18 protein-coding genes are annotated in these 17,759 nt (G+C 55.7%); 6 read left to right on the top strand and 12 right to left on the bottom strand.

Annotated elements, in window-relative coordinates; genetic code table 11:
• Positions 1-39: 39 nt before the first annotated feature.
• Positions 40-639, top strand: coding sequence for an FMN-dependent NADH-azoreductase (gene azoR, locus EL29_RS07685; protein WP_013025884.1), 600 nt, complete (start codon positions 40-42; stop codon positions 637-639).
• A gap of 70 nt (positions 640-709) precedes the next feature.
• Here azoR and EL29_RS07690 read toward each other — a convergent pair whose 3' ends face one another.
• Genes EL29_RS07690 through EL29_RS07700 form a run of 3 tightly spaced genes read right to left on the bottom strand, consistent with a single transcriptional unit; the run spans position 710 to position 3,860 of the window.
• A complete protein-coding gene (locus EL29_RS07690) occupies positions 710-1,030 on the bottom strand; it encodes a YdbL family probable chaperone protein (protein WP_013025885.1) in 321 nt (106 codons plus the stop codon).
• An 11-nt stretch (positions 1,031-1,041) separates the two neighbouring features.
• Entirely contained in the window at positions 1,042-1,230 is a 189-nt protein-coding gene (locus EL29_RS07695) for a YnbE family lipoprotein (protein WP_014605768.1), read from the bottom strand.
• Positions 1,227-3,860, bottom strand: coding sequence for a YdbH family protein (locus EL29_RS07700; protein WP_028715184.1), 2,634 nt, complete (start codon positions 3,858-3,860; stop codon positions 1,227-1,229). The genes EL29_RS07695 and EL29_RS07700 overlap by 4 nt, the downstream gene beginning before the upstream one ends.
• Before the next feature lie 142 nt (positions 3,861-4,002).
• Between EL29_RS07700 and EL29_RS07705 the strand changes: the two genes are divergently transcribed.
• Positions 4,003-4,995: a 2-hydroxyacid dehydrogenase gene (locus tag EL29_RS07705; protein WP_015700235.1), complete on the top strand. Its 993-nt coding sequence runs from the start codon at positions 4,003-4,005 to the stop codon at positions 4,993-4,995.
• Positions 4,996-5,028: 33 nt separating this feature from the next.
• Here the strand turns inward: EL29_RS07705 and EL29_RS07710 are convergent, their stop codons facing one another.
• A complete protein-coding gene (locus EL29_RS07710) occupies positions 5,029-5,304 on the bottom strand; it encodes a putative hemolysin (RefSeq protein ID WP_014605765.1) in 276 nt (91 codons plus the stop codon).
• A gap of 182 nt (positions 5,305-5,486) precedes the next feature.
• Here EL29_RS07710 and EL29_RS07715 point away from each other — a divergent pair, with 182 nt between their 5' ends.
• Positions 5,487-6,143 (top strand): MgtC/SapB family protein, encoded by a 657-nt coding sequence (locus EL29_RS07715; RefSeq protein WP_013025890.1) that lies wholly within the window; start codon positions 5,487-5,489, stop codon positions 6,141-6,143.
• 440 nt (positions 6,144-6,583) lie between these two features.
• Positions 6,584-7,519 (top strand): tRNA 2-thiocytidine(32) synthetase TtcA, encoded by a 936-nt coding sequence (ttcA, locus tag EL29_RS07720; RefSeq protein ID WP_028715185.1) that lies wholly within the window; start codon positions 6,584-6,586, stop codon positions 7,517-7,519.
• 54 nt (positions 7,520-7,573) lie between these two features.
• On the opposite strand, the gene EL29_RS23290 is transcribed toward ttcA, so the two are convergent.
• From EL29_RS23290 to EL29_RS07730, 3 genes are all read right to left on the bottom strand, one after another.
• Positions 7,574-7,702: a hypothetical protein gene (locus EL29_RS23290; protein ID WP_268748753.1), complete on the bottom strand. Its 129-nt coding sequence runs from the start codon at positions 7,700-7,702 to the stop codon at positions 7,574-7,576.
• 290 nt (positions 7,703-7,992) lie between these two features.
• A complete protein-coding gene (gene zntB / locus EL29_RS07725; protein ID WP_013025892.1) occupies positions 7,993-8,976 on the bottom strand; it encodes a zinc transporter ZntB in 984 nt (327 codons plus the stop codon).
• 117 nt (positions 8,977-9,093) lie between these two features.
• The gene (locus EL29_RS07730; protein WP_028715186.1) at positions 9,094-10,713 is read right to left on the bottom strand and encodes a peptide ABC transporter substrate-binding protein; all 1,620 of its coding nucleotides are present in this window, start codon (positions 10,711-10,713) and stop codon (positions 9,094-9,096) included.
• A gap of 152 nt (positions 10,714-10,865) precedes the next feature.
• Between EL29_RS07730 and mpaA the strand changes: the two genes are divergently transcribed.
• The gene (gene mpaA, locus EL29_RS07735) at positions 10,866-11,597 is read left to right on the top strand and encodes a murein tripeptide amidase MpaA (RefSeq protein ID WP_013025894.1); all 732 of its coding nucleotides are present in this window, start codon (positions 10,866-10,868) and stop codon (positions 11,595-11,597) included.
• On the opposite strand, the gene ycjG is transcribed toward mpaA, so the two are convergent.
• Complete coding sequence (gene ycjG / locus EL29_RS07740; RefSeq protein ID WP_013025895.1) at positions 11,548-12,531, bottom strand: L-Ala-D/L-Glu epimerase; 984 nt, start codon at positions 12,529-12,531, stop codon at positions 11,548-11,550. The genes mpaA and ycjG overlap by 50 nt on opposite strands.
• 150 nt (positions 12,532-12,681) lie before the next feature.
• Here ycjG and tpx point away from each other — a divergent pair, with 150 nt between their 5' ends.
• Complete coding sequence (gene tpx, locus EL29_RS07745; protein WP_013025896.1) at positions 12,682-13,185, top strand: thiol peroxidase; 504 nt, start codon at positions 12,682-12,684, stop codon at positions 13,183-13,185.
• Positions 13,186-13,222: 37 nt separating this feature from the next.
• Here the strand turns inward: tpx and tyrR are convergent, their stop codons facing one another.
• The 4 genes from tyrR to pspD all read right to left on the bottom strand — a co-directional run bounded on the left by tyrR (position 13,223) and on the right by pspD (position 17,730).
• Positions 13,223-14,788, bottom strand: a complete 1,566-nt coding sequence (tyrR, locus tag EL29_RS07750; protein WP_024471800.1) for a transcriptional regulator TyrR — start codon at positions 14,786-14,788, stop codon at positions 13,223-13,225.
• A gap of 251 nt (positions 14,789-15,039) precedes the next feature.
• Positions 15,040-16,107: a YcjF family protein gene (locus EL29_RS07755; protein WP_013025899.1), complete on the bottom strand. Its 1,068-nt coding sequence runs from the start codon at positions 16,105-16,107 to the stop codon at positions 15,040-15,042.
• Positions 16,104-17,501 carry a YcjX family GTP-binding protein gene (locus tag EL29_RS07760; protein ID WP_028715187.1) on the bottom strand — a complete coding sequence of 466 codons (1,398 nt, stop codon included), beginning with the start codon at positions 17,499-17,501 and terminating at the stop codon, positions 16,104-16,106. Before EL29_RS07760 ends, EL29_RS07755 begins: the two co-directional genes overlap by 4 nt.
• On the bottom strand, positions 17,482-17,730 hold the full coding sequence (pspD, locus tag EL29_RS07765; protein WP_014605759.1) for a phage shock protein PspD: 249 nt from the start codon (positions 17,728-17,730) through the stop codon (positions 17,482-17,484). Before pspD ends, EL29_RS07760 begins: the two co-directional genes overlap by 20 nt.
• Positions 17,731-17,759: the final 29 nt, after the last annotated feature.

A 17,759-nucleotide genomic window follows, 5' to 3' on the forward strand; every position in this document is an offset into this window, starting at 1 on the left:
TGAGCGGAAAGCCTTCCGCATAACAGACAGGAAACTACTATGAGCAAAGTACTCGTTCTGAAATCAAGCATTCTTGCGGGTTATTCTCAGTCAAGCCAGCTGGCAGACTTCTATATCGAGCAGGCACAGGCTAAGGGCGACCAGATCACCGTGCGCGATCTGGCTGCTAACCCGGTTCCGGTACTGGACGGTGAGTTAGTTGGCGCACTGCGCCCTTCTGATGCGCCACTGTCACCGCGTCAGCAGGAAGCGCTGGCACTGTCTGATGAACTGATTGCTGAGCTGCAGGCGCACGACGTTATCGTCATGGCGGCCCCAATGTACAACTTCAATATCCCGACTCAGCTGAAGAACTATTTCGACCTGATCGCGCGTGCTGGCGTGACCTTCCGTTATACCGAAGCGGGCCCGGAAGGCCTGGTGAAAGGTAAACGTGCGGTGATTCTGTCGAGCCGTGGTGGCATTCATAAAGACAGCCCTTCTGACCTGCTGACCCCTTACGTCAAGCTGTTCCTGGGCTTTATCGGCATCACCGACGTTGAGTTCGTGTTGGCTGAAGGCATCGCTTACGGCCCGGAAGTAGCCACGAAAGCAACCAGCGAAGCCAAAGACGCGATTAAGCAGATTGCTACTGCGTGATAATGCTGTTTGACGCGGAACCGGGCATCAGCCCGGTTTTTTTATGCCTGCATCGCCCTGCTCAATAGGGCTATTTCTGCAACCACTGCCCGTTAATGCCCTGAACGTATTCCCCCGTCCCCGCCCGCGTGACCAGCTTTTGTCCAGCGATGCGGGCCACCTCATCGGTTTTCAGGTTGTTCTGCCCGGCAAGACGCTGGTACTCTGCGCGCCGTCCGTCATTGATGCGTTTAACCAGTGCGAGGGTTTCGCTGTCGTCTGATCGAGGGGCAATATAACCGGACAGGGTTTCGCCGACCCGGCCCGACTGACGGGCCTCATCAAGCGTCAGAGCCCAGGCCGGCTGGCTCATCGTCGTCGCCAGTAAAAGTGCAAGACCAATGCGTTTCATGCTGGCTCTCCTCAGAACAGGCCGCTCTGGTTTTTCAGTAAGGCTTCGACATCCTTGTCCACTTTAATGTGGATCTCATGCTCAATTTTCACATTCATATTAATGGTAATGGGGTCTTTTGGCGCAGCCACTTCGATGCGTGGCACACAACCCATCAGCGGTAGCCAGGCTACCATCAGCAGTAAGGCCCTGAGGCTCATGGTGATTGATCCTTTTTTGACGGCAAGGTGGCATTTTGCTCCACCCAGGATTGCAAATTATCGCCAAAGCGCAGGCTGCGCCACAGCTGGAACAGGTTTTCCTGATGACGATAATTTAAATTAACGGTCTGATTACGATTACTGAAGCGGCTGGTGCCTTTTACCTGGGCTTCCATCGTCAGCTCCCCGAGATTGTCCAGATTAAGCGTGGCCCATGACCGCGAAATCTCCATGTAGCGCAGCCAGTCCATCGCCGCACCGGCGGCGACATTGTTGCGGGTAATGGCATCGGCCATATCTTTATCCATACGGAAAGTCAGCGGCCCGCTGTTGGCAATCCAGCCATTTTCAATAATCCAGTGGGGATTACTGATCCACAGCGGTAACTCGCCATTCACGTTTCCAGACATGGCAAACTGTTTGGGTTTAATGGCGCTGACGAGCTTGCTCAGGCTGATGTCACGGAGCGAAACGCGCGCCGGGCTGTGCTGAGGCAGGCGCAGGGATGGCAGGGTAATGTGTCCGCCCAGCAGATCCATACTGACATCCTGTAACCACAGCGGATCGTTTTCACGCCAGGGATAAGCGCCCTGCAGGTCGGCCCGAATGTTCTGCATCGCAAACTGATTTTTAATCTCGGCGATACGTAACGAAACCGGCCCGCGTAACCCGAAATGCCACTGTTGATTTTGCAGTCGGAATGGCAGCGAAAAATCCACCCCGTTGACCTGGCTGTCCGGCGTCCAGACGCTGCCGTTTTTCACCGTCCAGTGACCGCCAGCCTGAAAGCCCTGTCTGGCGGCGGCAGAAAAAGCCACCTGAGCGCGTAACTCACCTGACTGAATCTTCATTTTAAGTTCAGGGCTGAGGAGCGGCTGGAATACCGTCAGCGACTGCGTTGGCCACCAGGCCTGTCCGCGTAAACGCTCGCCGTCCCATCGGCCGTTAACACGTACCGGCCCCACCTTGCCCGCGTTCAGCTGTCCGCCCCAGACGAAATGCCCGGGATCGCTGCCCGTCGCACCGAAGTCCAGCGTTGAGGCCGCCAGCCTGCCCCCGTAGCTGAAGCGCGTTTCTCCTGCCTGCATCTGGAACTGGCCGGTAAATGACGGGTGGTGCGCATCACGCTGCCAGTTCACCGGCGCCGTTAGCGTTAAGCGCGGCTTCTCTACCCGAACGCTGCCGTATTCCAGCTGATTGAAACCTGTAGACAGGCTATCCAGATGAATCAGCGTATCGCGCCAGCCGCCCGTGCCATTGACGTCCCACTTTGCCTGTAAGGGACGCATTTCTCCCTCGCCCCAGTAACGCCAGTTCCAGACGCCTGAATCCGGCCAGAAGTTATGCGCGCCGCCATCCAGGTGCAGCGTAAAGCGGCCAAAGCTGGGATCGTGAGCGCGGAGAATGGCCTGCAGGCGTCCGGAGATGCCTTGCGAAGATAAGCGCACGCCGGCCAGCGGCCAGCGCGCTTCATCGACTTCCAGCGTGGAGAGCAAACGCCCGCGCAGGCGCAAAAGTGCTTTGGGTTTTATCGTCAGTTGCGGATTGAGCAACGAGCCGTTCAGCTCGCCGGGAATGCTGCCGTAAAGCTGCATCGCCGCGAATTTGCTTTCGCCCGTCAGTTGCAAAGGCAGCTGGCTTTGCGTAAGGCTGAGGTGACCCGGCCCCATCCCCAGCACCACGTTACCTTTACCGCCCCGGCCCTGCGTGAGCATATTGAGACGACCGACGATTTGGGTCGCCTCCAGCCCGTCCTGCCAGTTATTCAGCGTCAGATTGACGAAACCCGACAGCGGCTGCGAGGCCAGTGGCCAGTAATATTCACCTTTTTCGATATCAATACGGGTTCGGCTGGCCTGCCAGGGAAGATGGAGTAAAGGACGATCGCTGCCCCCCGTGGTGACATTAAGCAGACCACGTTGATGCGCCCAACTGAGCGCAGCGTCCACAGGTTGCGGGAATGCCGCCAGCGCCAGCGTGCCGGTAATTTCACCGTTCACCGGCAAGCCGTTGGCATATTTGGGCAGTTCGAAGTGGCCATTAAGGCTGAGCGGTTCGGGTAAAGCGGGATGCGTCACCGTCAGTTGACTAATATTGAGCTGCTGTCCTTGTAATGTGGCGTCGAGCTGCAGGTTATCACCGCGGTAGTGTAACTGCTGTCGCGATTTATCCAGCGTCAGATCCAGCCCGCCAGCATAATCCTGCCAGGGGGAAACGGTCAGTTTACCAATGTGAATGTCGGCGCCCGGCAACATTGCCTGCCACTGGGCCAGAGTTTTGGGCGCGGCCGTATCGTTTTGCGTTTCAGGTAGCTGTTGCAGACATTCAGTTTCCAGCGTGACCTGATCCGCATTGAGCGCCCAGCGCGCGTGATGCCAACCCAGCGCGGCGTTTTTGAAACTCGCCAGACGACAGTCATCCGCCAGGTAATGGATGTTGGGAAACAGCACCTGCGCGTTCCGCCAGCGTGGCGCGCCCTCCAGCTCGACGCGCGTACCTGCAGGCAGCCAAATGCCCACCAGGCGCGGCAGCCACTGTGTGATCGTCAGTAGTAATCCCAGCAGCAATAAAATCAGCGCCAGAACAGCGGCGAGACGTCGACGGAAAATCCGCGGCATGAAAACAAGCATCCTTTTTTTCTCACTATCCTGAGAATAATGATGGCACGTAACGTCCGGAAGGTGAAGGTTTCACCGCGAAAGGTAAACAGCGACCAGCAAAAAGCAACAGAAAACGTTATTCTTGTTGCATTCCCTTTTCAGGAGCACAACGATGAAAATCGCCGTATACAGTACTAAACACTATGACCAGAAGTACCTTGAACAGGTCAACCAACAGTATGGTTTCGAACTGGTCTTTTTTGATTTTTTACTCAGCGAAAGCACGGCGAAGACGGCGGTAGACTGCGATGCGGTATGTATCTTTGTGAATGATGACGGCAGCCGCCCGGTGCTCGAAGAGCTGGCGGGGCTGGGCGTCCGCTACATTGCCCTGCGCTGTGCGGGATTTAACAATGTCGATCTCGACGCGGCAGCCGAGCTGGGGCTTCAGGTCGTCCGCGTGCCTGCCTACTCCCCGGAGGCCGTTGCCGAGCATGCGGTGGGGCTGATGATGACGCTGAACCGCCGGATTCATCGCGCTTACCAGCGCACCCGCGACGCCAATTTTTCGCTGGACGGCCTGACCGGTTTTAACATGCATAACAAAACGGCCGGTATCATTGGCACCGGCAAAATCGGCATCGCCACGCTGCGCATATTAAAAGGGTTCGGAATGCGTTTACTGGCGTTTGATCCTTATCCCAGCGAGCAGGCTTTAGCGCTCGGCGCGGAGTATGTCGATCTGAAAACCCTGTTTGCCGAGTCGCACGTCATCAGTCTGCACTGTCCACTGACGGCGGAGAACCATCATTTACTCAACGCACAGGCTTTTTCGCAGATGCGTGACGGCGTCATGATCATTAATACCAGTCGGGGCGGATTAATTGATTCTCAGGCTGCGATTGATGCGTTGAAGCAGCAAAAAATAGGCGCGCTGGGCATGGACGTTTATGAAAACGAGCGGGATCTGTTCTTTGAAGACAAATCTAATGATGTGATTCAGGATGATGTATTCCGCCGCCTGTCAGCCTGTCATAACGTGCTGTTTACCGGTCATCAGGCGTTTCTCACCGCCGAAGCCCTGACGGCGATATCAGACACCACGCTGGAAAACCTCAGCCAGCTAAACCGCGGCGAAACCTGTCAAAATCGGGTTACCGCCTGACGTATCCGGCCGGTGTTATCCGGCCTGAACCCGTTAGCGTGCGCAGTTACCGCCGATTAGCGCTTGTTCGCTGCAGCGGCGGCCGTTAACTAACTGGCACATCCCGATGCGCGATCCGTCCAGCTGACTTGAGAACGCCAGTGTCCCTCCTGCATTGGCACAGTTTGCCTCTGCCATTGACGACATCACCACGTGTGGCTGAACATGGGCGGCAGTAGCTTGTTGTGGTGGCTCGTTGTCATCGCTGTTACTACTGCAGGCAGACAGTATCAACGCGGCACCAGCCAGCAGAAAAGTAGCGGCTTTCATCAATCAGACTCCGGGAAGGTGAGTTAAAGGCTTAGCAAGAATATGTCAGCCCTGACGCGGGGTCGATAGAAGAAACAGCTTTTTACAAAAAACCTCACAGCTAATTGCAAGCAGAATTATCCTGTTATCACACTGTCACGTAACTGCACTTATCTGAACATGATGATTACCGGAGAAAAACAATGTTAATGGATATGCTGATTCGTATCGCGCTGGCCGGCATTTTAGGCGGGCTGATTGGCCTGGAACGCCAGATGCGTGCCAAAGAAGCCGGGTTACGTACCCATATCCTGGTCGGTATCGGCAGCGCCATGTTTATGCTGGTTTCGAAATACGGTTTTGCCGACATGCTGATGAAAGATCATGTGGCGCTCGATCCCAGCCGCGTTGCGGCGCAGGTGGTAAGCGGCATGGGCTTTCTGGGTGCCGGCACCATCCTGATTCAAAAGCAGGTGGTAAAAGGCCTGACCACGGCGGCCGGACTCTGGGTTACCGCCGCTATCGGGCTGGTGATCGGGAGCGGTATGTATGAGATTGGGATTTACGGCACGGTGCTGGCACTGGTGGTGCTGGAGGTGTTCCGCCGCCTGAGCCATTTATTAATTGGTAAACATCATACGCTGATTGTTTACCTCAAAGCCAAGAGCGTGCCGCTGGTGTTACTGGTGATGCAACGTGAAGGCATCCGCTACGGCAATATTTCGGTGATTAACCGGGATGAAGAAAGCGGCCAGTGTGAATTAAGCGTGCAGGTTACCTTATCGCGCAAATCCAGCGATGCGCACCTGTATGACAAAATCATGGAAGTCAAAGGCGTGCAGTCGCTGGAAATGATGTGATCAGGGCCTGAATAAACGGGACGCTATGGGAATAAAGATGCCCTGCCGGGCGAATGATGAACCGCGCCAGCATCGAAAATGACAGAGGCCTGACAGACCTCTGGATGGTGGCCTGACCTTTGCAGGCAGAATAGCCAGGTCTTCCTGTTTATCGTTATCGCCAGACAGGGCTAACGGACCTGTCGTGGCTGAATCGTTAGCCTTGAACTTTCTGCTGCACGCAGAAATTGATATTGGAAATTGAACGCGTAATCCGTACCATACGCGGCATACTTTTGTCCGCTGGTTTTTACTGCCGGCGACAAGCCGTCATAGAGAGCCAATCAAAGGGGCGCGGCAGTGCGTAAAAGGTTTGTGCGCATTGACCCACGGGGCCAGGGCCGGGTTAACCCGCACACTGACTCTGTGAACTTCCCTTTTGATGACTGAGAAACCGCGTAATGCAACAAAATCAAGAAACGAGCAAGAAAGAGCAGTACAACCTCAACAAGCTTCAGAAGCGTTTACGCCGTAACGTTGGCGAGGCTATCGCCGATTTTAATATGATTGAGGAAGGCGACCGCATTATGGTTTGCCTGTCAGGCGGCAAAGACAGCTATACCATGCTGGAAATCCTGCGTAGCCTGCAAAAAAGCGCGCCGGTGTCATTCAGCCTGGTGGCGGTGAATCTTGACCAGAAACAGCCGGGATTCCCGGGACACATTCTGCCTGAATATCTTGATGCTCAGGGTGTTGAGTACAAAATCGTTGAAGAAGACACCTACTCAATCGTTAAAGATAAAATTCCCGAAGGTAAAACGACCTGCTCTCTGTGCTCACGTCTGCGTCGGGGAATTTTGTATCGCACCGCTACGGAGCTGGGCTGTACGAAAATCGCCCTTGGCCACCATCGTGATGATATTCTGCAAACGTTGTTTTTGAATATGTTTTACGGTGGCAAGATGAAAGGCATGCCGCCCAAGCTGATGAGTGACGATGGTAAACACATCGTGATCCGTCCTCTGGCTTACTGCCGCGAGAAAGATATTATTCGTTTCTCAGAAGCCCGTCAGTTTCCGATTATCCCGTGCAACCTGTGTGGTTCTCAGCCGAATCTGCAACGTCAGGTCGTCGCAGACATGTTGCGCGACTGGGATAAACGTTATCCTGGCCGTATTGAAACCATGTTCAGCGCCATGCAAAACGTCGTGCCCTCTCACATGGCAGATATCAAACTCTTTGATTTTAAAGGTATTCAACACGGTGATGCCGTGGTCGATGGCGGCGATCTGGCCTTTGATCGCGAAACGCTGCCGGTCACACCGGTTGGCTGGCGCGCCGAGGAAGAAGAAACGCCTGACCTCAGCGAACGTCTTAACGTGCTGGAAATTAAGTAACGCTTATCTGTTCGATGAAAGTAAAGGGCACGCATTAACTCGCGTGCCCTTTTTTTATACGTTGCGGTGATGGGGCGGATCCATTACCGGCGGAAACTCCGGTTCCGGTGGCGGATCGGGCTGCGGCTGCGGAATGGGGGGCGGATCCGTTGGAATGGGCTCGCTGTTGTGAATCGCCATCATGCCGTTCTCCTCTTATGCGAATGGATTTTAAGCTTAGGAAAGAATTGACATCTCAGCCAGCGGGCAAAAAAAAAGCCGGCTAGTTAGCCGGCGTATTTCGAATTAAATATGCTATGCAATAATTCAAAAAAGGAAGTAAGACAATATGGAGCGCAACGCCCATCGCTTGACGTTGCATTCACCTGCGAGAGAGATTTTGCGCGGTTTGCGTCTGGAAGATATTGACGTCGATCAGCTTTAGTCCTGTTAATGGAATTTTCCTGACTGACGCCCTGCTCCTCTCCCATGCCTTACAGCCAGCGTCGCTTGCGCAGATAACCAGCCACGCCTAACGCCAGTACCACGAGTAAAAGACAAAAGACGCTAAAGCCATAGCGCCATGCGCCGCCGGGGATCCCGCCCAGATTGACGCCAAACAGGCCAGTCAAAAAGGTCGCTGGCAGAAAGATCATGGCCATAAGCGACATCGTGTAGGTTCGGCGGTTCATGGATTCCGCCATGACCGAGGCCACTTCGTCTGCCAGCACGGCGGTTCTGGCTACGCCGGCGTCCAGATCGTCCAGGCCGCGGCCCAGTCTGTCAGCAATTTCCTGCATACGGCGGCGCTCGCTGTCGTCCATCCACGGCAATTTTTCACTCGCCAGGCGCGAGAAGACATCGCGCTGCGGTGCCATATAACGGCGCATTACGATCAGCTGTTTGCGTAACAGTCCCAGCTCACCTCGCGGCGGAATACGTTGATCAAGTAAGGCATCTTCCAGCTCAATGATTTTATCGTGTAGGTCTTCGATAAATTCGCTGGTGTGCCCGGTTAAGGCATCGCAGACTTCAACCAGCCAGCTGCCACAGTTCACCGGACCGTTGCCGTTTTCGAGATCGGTCAGCACTTCATCCACGGCAAACACTTTGCGTCGGCGCGTGGAGACAATGAGCTGATCGTTAATGAACACCCGCATTGCCACCAGCTGGTCAGGACGTGCATCGCTGTTATGGTTGACGCTGCGCAGGACAATCATAAAACCGTCCCCCAGCCGGGAAACACGGGGACGCATGCTTTCACCAGCCAGCGCATCGCGCACGGCATCCGGAATTTGAGGCGTAGACTGCAGCCATTCGGCGCTGCGAGGATGGGTATAATTAAGATGCAACCAGCAGGGATGCTCGTCGTGCAGCACCTGCGTTTCATCAATGGGGATCATGCCACCCTTGCCATCCAACTGGCAGGAAATAATGGCATCTGTCACCTGAAGCGCTTTTCCTTTTACACCGTCCACACCGTTACCCCGCTATCAAAATCAATACGATACAGTCTAGCGTGGCGCTGTTGAGTTGCAATCCTTAGCCTGTGTACAAAGATGTCAAAAGACGGCCTGATGTCAGGCCGCTGTGACTTAGTGTTTCTCAATCCACAATTCCCGGCTGTAGGCAACGTCTTCGGGGTTAGTAATCGGGTAACCTTTGACCCACGGCTTAATGAGCCGGCCATTGGTGTACTGATAAAGGGGCGCGATTGGGACCTGGTCAGCGATAATCTGCTCTGCCCGGTTATAATCCGCATTGCGCGCCTTATCGCTGGTTTCCATACTTGCCTTGGCAATGACGGCATCGTATTCGGCATTACTGAAGCGCGGAATGTTGCTGCTGTTGCCTGAGGTGAGCAGATTCAGGAACGTCGAGGGTTCGTTGTAATCCCCTACCCAGGAGGCGCGGATAACGTCAAAGTTGCCACTGTTTCGGCTGTCTATATAGGTTTTCCACTCCTGGTTTTCCAGTTTCACATCCACACCAAGGTTTTTCTTCCACATCGACGCCACCGCAATCGCGATTTTCTGATGGCTTTCAGAAGTGTTGTACAGCAACGTCAGCTTCAACGGCTTAGCGGGGCTGTAACCTGCGGCTGCCAACAGGGCTCTGGCCTGCGCATCCATCTCTTTTTGATTGTGCTGTTGCTGTAGGGCGGGCAGCGGTGTGAACCCGGCCGTGACGTCAGGGGTAAAATGCCATGCCGGTTTTTCCCCTGTGCCCAGGACTTTTTCGGCGATAACGGCGCGATCGATACTCCACGACAGCGCCTTGCGCACGCGTACGTCGGCCGTTGGCCCTTTCTGGGTATTAAACGCGTAATAGTAGGTGCCGAGCTGATCCGGCGTATAAACCTGGCCGGGCAGCGTTTTCTTCAGCAACGCATACATGTTTTTGGGGAAAGATTCGGTGATATCCACATCGTTAGCGCGGTAGCGCTTAGTTGCGCTCGATTCTTCGTTGATGGGCACAAAGGTCACTTTGGTTAAAACGGAGTGGGCGTTGTCCCAGTAATGGGGATTGCGCACCAGAACGATTTTTTCATTCACGACGCGTTGGCTGAGTTGATAAGCCCCATTGCCCACCAGTTTGCCCGGCTGGGTCCAGTCTGCACCTGCGTTTTCAACCACGCCCTGCGGTACTGGATAGAACGCGACGTTAGAGAGCATCGCAGGAAACCAGGGAACCGGACGGGTCAGCGTAATCTTCAGGCGATTCTTGTCCAGGGCGGTGACGCCCAGCTTATCCGGTGTCATTTCGCCTTTGGTAATCGCGCCCGCGTTGCTCATGCCGCTCAGTGCGATAAAGGAGGCCTGGGGCGATGAGGTTTTAGGATCGACAACGCGCTGCCAGCTGTACACAAAATCCTGCGCGGTCACCGGTTTGCCATCAGACCAACGGGCATTATTACGTAAAGTAAGTATCCAGACCTTATTGTCACTGCTGCTCCAGCTCTGCGCGACACCGGGCACAATTTTGCTGTGGGCATCCTGACTGGTCAGCCCTTCATACAAATCGCGCATCACCTGGATTTCAGGCAGGCCCACGGCTTTGGCCGGATCGAGGGAAGCGGGTTCATCTTTGATATGGCGGACAATCTCTTGTTTCGCGGCGAGCTGTGCACCGGCAGGAACCTCGGCGGCCAACGCGGGCACAAACGCGTTAAGCAGGCTCAGGGCCGTTAGCGTTAATGAAAAGCGGATTACCATTATCACCCCTTTGCAATAAAGACGCGCTGGATCAGCGCATTACTGACTCAGCCTGTTAACGGCCACTTTATCGCAAATTGCTGATTGATAAATAGCTATTTTCCCCGACCGGCTTTTCCGCTACTTTTAAATAAACTCAGGAGAACGTCACTATGTCATCCATTCATCCGCGACCGCTGCGCGGCAAACTGGCTATTTCCTGGCAGCAGTATGGCCGCTCTGTTCTGGGCGCCCCGCTACTCTGGTTTCCCGCCGTGCAGGCGGACGGCGACAGTGGCCTGATTCTGGCCGGCACTCACGGTGATGAAAACGCGGCGATAGCCGCCCTTTCCGCTGCGCTGCGGACCTTGCCGGAGGCACAGCGTCGGCATCATGTGGTGTTGGCGATGAACCCCGACGGCTGTCAGCTGGGCCTGCGTGCCAATGCGAATGGCGTGGATCTGAACCGAAACTTTCCGGCCGCCAACTGGCAGTCGGGCGAAACGGTTTACCGCTGGAACAGCGCGGCAGACGCGCGGGACGTTAAGCTGTCAACGGGGACACATCCGGCATCGGAGCCGGAAACCCAGGCGCTGTGCGCGCTCATTCATCAGCTTAAACCGGCCTGGGTCGTCTCGTGGCACGAGCCTCTGGCCTGCATTGATGACCCCGAACAGACAGACGTTGGCGCCTGGCTGGCGGCGCAGACCCAATTACCGCGGGTGAGCAGCGTGGGCTATGCCACGCCGGGCTCCTTTGGCAGTTGGTGCCACGACCTGAGTCTGCCCTGCGTCACTGCCGAGATGCCGGCTATCTCGGTGGACGAAGCCACAGAAACGTATCTGGAGACGATGCTTACTCTGCTGCGCTGGCAGCCGTCATTAACGCCCCGTCATGTACCTTAAGCGCCGGTTCAACATCCACGGCCAGCCACGTTGCGCCATCAAGATCGGCAAAACGCACCAGCGGCACCAGCGGCAGCGCCGCGCGAATCGCTCTTGAGGTACAGATCATACAGCCGGACATCAGCGTAAAGCCCTGCTGCAGCGCAGCATGTGCCAGGGCAAGCGCTTCAGTGAGTCCACCCGCTTTATCAAGCTTGATATTCACCATCTCATAGCGTCCACGGAGGGCAGGCAAACTTTCCCGCGTGTGGCAGCTTTCATCGGCGCAGATCGGAAGAGGATGGATAAAGTTCGCCAGCGCCGCGTCTTCACCTGCCGGTAACGGCTGTTCCAGCATGGCCACGTCCAGATCGGCTAACAGCTGGCAACGGGCTGCCAGCCCTTCGGCATGCCAGGATTCATTCGCATCCACAAGTAATGTCGCGTCGGGAACAGCAGCGCGAATCGCCATCAGGCGCTCGGTAATAAAGTTATTGTCCATTTTGATTTTGAGCAGGGTTGCGCCATGTTGCCACAACGCCTGCGCGCTGCTGGCCATCGCTTCCGGCGTATCGATGCTCACCGTGTGTGCAGTCACAACAGACTGGGTCGGTTCCGCGCCCACTAACTGCTCCAGCGTCACATGCTGCTGGCGAGCGGCAAGGTCCCAGAGAGCACTGTCGATGGCGTTTCTTGCCGCACCGGCAGGCAACAGGCTCTGCAAGGCTTCACGCGACAGCCCTTGCTGTAGTTGAGGCATAACGGTCGCAATTTGTTCCAGCACCAGGGCTTCGCTTTCGCCGTAGCGCGTGTAAGGCGTGGCCTCGCCGATCCCTTTCACGCCCTCTTCTTCGATTTCGACGACAACGACCTTGGCTTCGGTGCGACTGCCACGAGCAATGACAAACGGCGTATGCAGCGGCCATGCTTCGGGATAACATTTTACCGTTCTCATTACCTCTCCTTTTCTCTGGGATTCATCATCGCCATTTAACTTTAGGCAACAAATGCTCTCGTAAACCCTTAAAATTTATGTCATAAACAATGGCTATACCTGTACTGACGCTTTCTTTTCTGTCAGATAACATCATTAGAAGGAATTCTTATGTCTCAGACTGTTCACTTTCAGGGCAACCCTGTAGCGGTTGCAGGTCAGTTCCCGCAGCCGGGCGATAGCGTTAACGCTTTTACCCTCGTGGCGAAAAACCTGTCTAACGTTTCACTCTCTGAGTATGCAGGAAAACGCAAGATTCTGAATATTTTTCCCAGCGTCGATACCGGCGTGTGCGCCTCTTCGGTGCGCAAGTTTAACCAGTTAGCGGGCGAACTGAATAACACGGTGGTGTTATGTATTTCCGCCGACCTGCCCTTTGCTCAATCGCGTTTTTGTGGCGCAGACAACCTCAACAACGTGGTTACGCTGTCAACGCTGCGCGGCGGGGAATTCAAAAAAGATTTTGGCGTGGAAATTGCTGATGGTGCCCTTCAGGGTCTGACGGCCCGTGCCGTTATCGTACTGGATGAGCATGACAAAGTGCTTTACAGCCAGCTGGTGAATGAGATCACCACTGAACCCGATTATGATGCCGCACTCGCTGCGCTGAAATAATGGCCACAGCGGATAAGCCAGACTTATCCGCTGCGTTTTATTCGTTGTCGCCGCGCTTCTGCCCCAGACCGTACTCCCGCAGTTTATTGGCAATGGCGGTATGGGAAACCCCCAGTCGTTTTGCCAGTTTGCGCGTGCTCGGATAAGACAAATATAACCGCGTCAAAATAGATCGTTCAAAGCGGCTGGTGATCTGATCCAGCGTGCCTTCCATCGCTTCTTCCCCCAGTGACACATCCAGCGCCTGTTCCGGCAAGACGATATCCTGCGGCCGTAACTCATGGCCTTCCAACTGGGTTAATGCACGATACAAGGCATTTTTAAGCTGCCGCACGTTTCCGGGCCAGTTATAGCGCATCAGAAAAGCATTCAGCTGTGAGGAAAGACGCGGCCGTGGAATGCCCTGTTCATCGGCGAAACGCGCCACGAACATTTCCGTCAGCGGCATAATGTCCTGAACGCGCTCGCGCAGCGGCGGCAGATTCAGCGTAAGCACATTCAGGCGATAGAAAAGGTCTTCCCTGAACTCGCCGCGCTGAACCAGCTCAAACAGGTTCTTCTGGGTGGCGCAGATCACGCGGACATTCACGTGTACCTCATGCTCCTCACCGACGCGGCGGAAGGTGCCATCGTTCAGAAAACGCAGCAGCTTCGTCTGCATGGTGGGTGACATCTCGCCAATTTCATCCAGCAGCACCGAGCCACCGTTTGCCTGTTCGAAAAAGCCTTTTTTGCCCTCCAGCGCATTGGGATAGGCCCCGGCTGCGTGACCAAAAAGCTCACTTTCCGCTACGTCATCCGGCAGCGATGCACAGTTAAGCGCCAGAAAAGGCATCTTTCCGCGTGCGCTGCGTAAATGACAGGCCCGCGCCAGCATGTCTTTGCCCGTGCCGGTGTCGCCGATAATCAGCAGCGGTGCATCGTGCATCGCGAGCTTGCGCGCCTGTTCCACGACCTGCCGCATCCTGGGCGTAACGGCGACAATATGATCGAACTCGGTTTCATCAGTCACCACCAGGTTCTGCAGTTGTCGCCCCATACGGGCAGTAGACTTCAGCATCACCATTGCGCCGACGAGCTGGTCGGCCTGGTCGTTGTCCTCTGACAGGTAAATCGGGTGTGCTTCCATCAGGAAGTCGCGCCCTTCTATCACCACATGTTGCGCCTGCGCCTGAACGCGTTCGCTCTCCAGCCAGCGCGCAAAATTAAAACCGTTAATCAGGTGGTCGGCGGTAAAATTGCGGATCTTGTTTTCATCAAGATTAAACAGGTTTTGCGCCGCCGGGTTCGCCAGCTCAACCTTCGTTCTCAAATCAACCGAAAATACCGGCTCTGGCATGGCAACCAGCAAGGCGCTGAGTACCCGATGTTCACGTTCAGACGGCATATAGGGGACCGTGCGGACATCGGTGACGCCGGGTGTACGACGGATTTCCGCCATCAGATTACTGAACTGTTCGAATTCAAGCGTGGAGAAATTGAGATAGATACGGCCTGAGGCGGCGACTTCAATGCCGCGGAGATCGATACTGCGCGCCACCAACAGGTCGAGCAATTCACGCGCCAGTCCGATACGGTCCTGACAAAACACTTCTAAACGCATTGCGTGGGCCTTAATCCGTTTGATATGTCGCGATAATACGCTAAACAGCCCGTCCGCAGAAAGGGGGCTGTCAGGAAAAGTTGACAGCGTTAACGCAAGCGCGTTTTTTTTAAACGTCCGTCGCGCGCAGCGCGCCATAACACCTTGAGTTTTCGACGTCTTTCGCAGTTAATCTTCCCAGTATCCCGGAACGGTCCCCCGCAGGTTTGGCGCGCTAAACAGGGGACGTTAAATAACGGCCCCATCTAAAGTCAGTTTTGCGGATGTTTATTCCCGCCCTTTTGTAGCGCGTCTTTCAATTGCCCTAACAGCTCCCGGCGGTAATCGCCGAGACGAGGTTTATCATTTTCCAGCCAGGGTAAAGGCCGACACAGCTCCATCGCTTTGATACCCAGCCGGGCGGTGAGCAGCCCCGCACCAATGCCCTGCGCGGCACGCGTCGACAGGCGGGCCGCGATGTCCTGCGACATCCAGTCCATTCCGACCTCGCGCACCAGCTCTGAGGCCCCGGCAAACGCCATGTTAAGCAGCACCAGTCGGAACAGGCGCAGTCGACTAAAATAGCCCAGCTCAATACCGTAAATGGCCGCAATGCGGTTGACCAGCCGCAGGTTACGCCAGGCGATAAAGGCCATATCGACCAGTGCCAACGGGCTGACGGCGATCATCAGCGCCGATTCGGCAGCATGGCGGCTGATTTCCCGCCGGGCCTGGCGATCAAGAACCGGCTGCACCAGTTGGGCATAGAGCCGGACCGTTTCACCATCATTGTGGGTTTCGTGAAGCGAGGCATGCCAGCGTTGCAGCGCTGGATGAGCCTGATCCAGTTCGGCCTGACGCGCCAGTTTTTCACAAAAAGCCCGCCCCTGGCCCACGCCGTGGCTGTTGAGCAGTTCCCGGCCCCGATCGCGCTCTTCCGCACGCTGCCGCAGTTGATATAAGCGGCGCCATTCCTGGGTCAGCGCGCCCACACCGGCCAGAACAATCAGTCCGCCGGCGACGCCGCTGCCCAGCGCAAACCAGTCCTGCGCCAGCCAGGCATTGTGGCTCCACTGCACGCCCTGCGCCACAACACTGACGCCAAACAGCGCCAGGCCTGCGCCCACCATTTTGCGCCACAGGCTGCGTTTAGGTTTCAGCGCAGCCTCGACGGCTCTTTCCCCTGCGCTTTCTTCTTCAACCGTCGCGTCGCTGTCTTGCACAGCCAAAAAAGCGGCCTGGGCATCGTCTTCAAACGTTTGAGCAGGCCGCAGCACACTTTCGGGCTTATCCTCCAGCGGGTGGGCAAAATCGATACGCGGTTTTAACGGATCGCTCATCGCAATTTATCTCCCAGTAAAAATTCCAGCGCCGCATCCATGCGGATATGCGGCAGTGGGCGATCGATATCCAGCTGCTGTGGGCGAAACTGCTCAAACTGAAAGCCTTGCTGCTGCCAGAACGCGCTGCCCGGTAGCCGGGGCGGAACGTCACCCGGATAAACGGTTAATGCCTCGCCATCCTGCAGGCGATGACCGCGAAGTGCCGGGATTTTTTCGCCACGGTGATCGACCAGCCCGCTTTGTGTGGCCTGAACCGAGGCCAGGCCAATACAGTCCATGCTGATGCCTTCGAACGCGGCGTTTTGCCAGGCGTCCTGCACAAGCTGCTGCAGCAGAGAGACCATATTGCCGTGCTGGTCGCTGGTGATGTGATCGGCTTTGGTCGCAGCAAATAACAGCTTATCGATGACGGGTGAAAACAGTCGTCGGAACAGCGTACGCTGCCCATAATGAAAGCTCTGCATCAGTTGCGTTAATGCCAGCCGCATATCATTAAACGCCTGCGGCCCGCTGTTGAGCGGTTGCAGGCAGTCCACCAGCACGATCTGGCGATCAAAGCGCAGAAAATGATTTTTATAGAAGTTTTTTACGACATGCTGGCAGTAGTAATTGAATCGCTGCTGCAGCATGGCAAAGTTACTGCCTTTATCGGCCTGCGCCAGCTTCGCCGCCTGAGCTTCATCGTCAGCTGGCCAGGGAAAAAACTGTAGCGCTGGCGCACCGGCCATATCGCCAGGCAGAACAAAACGTCCCGGCTGAATGAAGTGCAGCCCTTCCGCTTTACACTGATGCAGGTAGTCAGTCCAGGCCGCAGCGATGTCGGCCAGGCGGTTCTCATCCGCCGGAGCAAAAGGATCAAGCGTTTGACTCAGTGCACGCCATGGCGCGGCCCAGTTGGCGCGATCGCCCTGTAATAAGCCGTTCATCTGCCGCGACCAGGTCAGATAATCCTGTGCCAGCATAGGCAGATCGAGCAGCCACTCACCCGGGTAATCGACGATTTCAAGATAGAGCGTGGCGGTGTCTTTGAGATGGCGGAGTAACGAATCGTTGGGGCGATAACGCAGTGCCAGGCGCATTTCACTCACGCCTCGCGTCGGGGTTGGCCAGGCGGGCGGTGTGTTGTAAAGCTGCGCCAGCCCCTCATCGTAGGTAAAACGCGCCGTGCCCATGTCCCGCTGGGGGACGCGTTTCACGCCCAGCAGGCGCTCATCGCGCACCACGGAAAACAGCGGCAGCCGGGCACCGCTGTGAACAGACAGGAGCTGGTTAACCAGCGAGGTAATGAAGGCCGTTTTACCACTGCGGCTTAATCCGGTTACCGCCAGACGAAGATGGCGATCGACGCCGCGGTTCATCAATGCCAGCAATTCAGTTTGCAGTCTTTTCATCTTTCTCCTTGATGAAGCGTGATGCCACAGTGTTCATCACGCGTTTCAGCAGTGGCTCAAGCGCCAGTCCTAACAGAATACGCAACGGACGACGCGCCACCGATTTCACCGCCCAGCCGGTCACGCCCGCAGGACCATAAGTTATCGCATTGATAATGATAAATTTAGCGGCGGACTTCAACGCAGGTGTTGCACGATGACGAAAAGCCGCAGTGCGTGAAACAGTCATCACTTCCTCCAAACGGTTCACAAACGGGC

The organism is Pantoea ananatis LMG 2665 (genome assembly GCF_000710035.2).
Taxonomy (GTDB): Bacteria; Pseudomonadota; Gammaproteobacteria; order Enterobacterales; family Enterobacteriaceae; genus Pantoea; species Pantoea ananatis.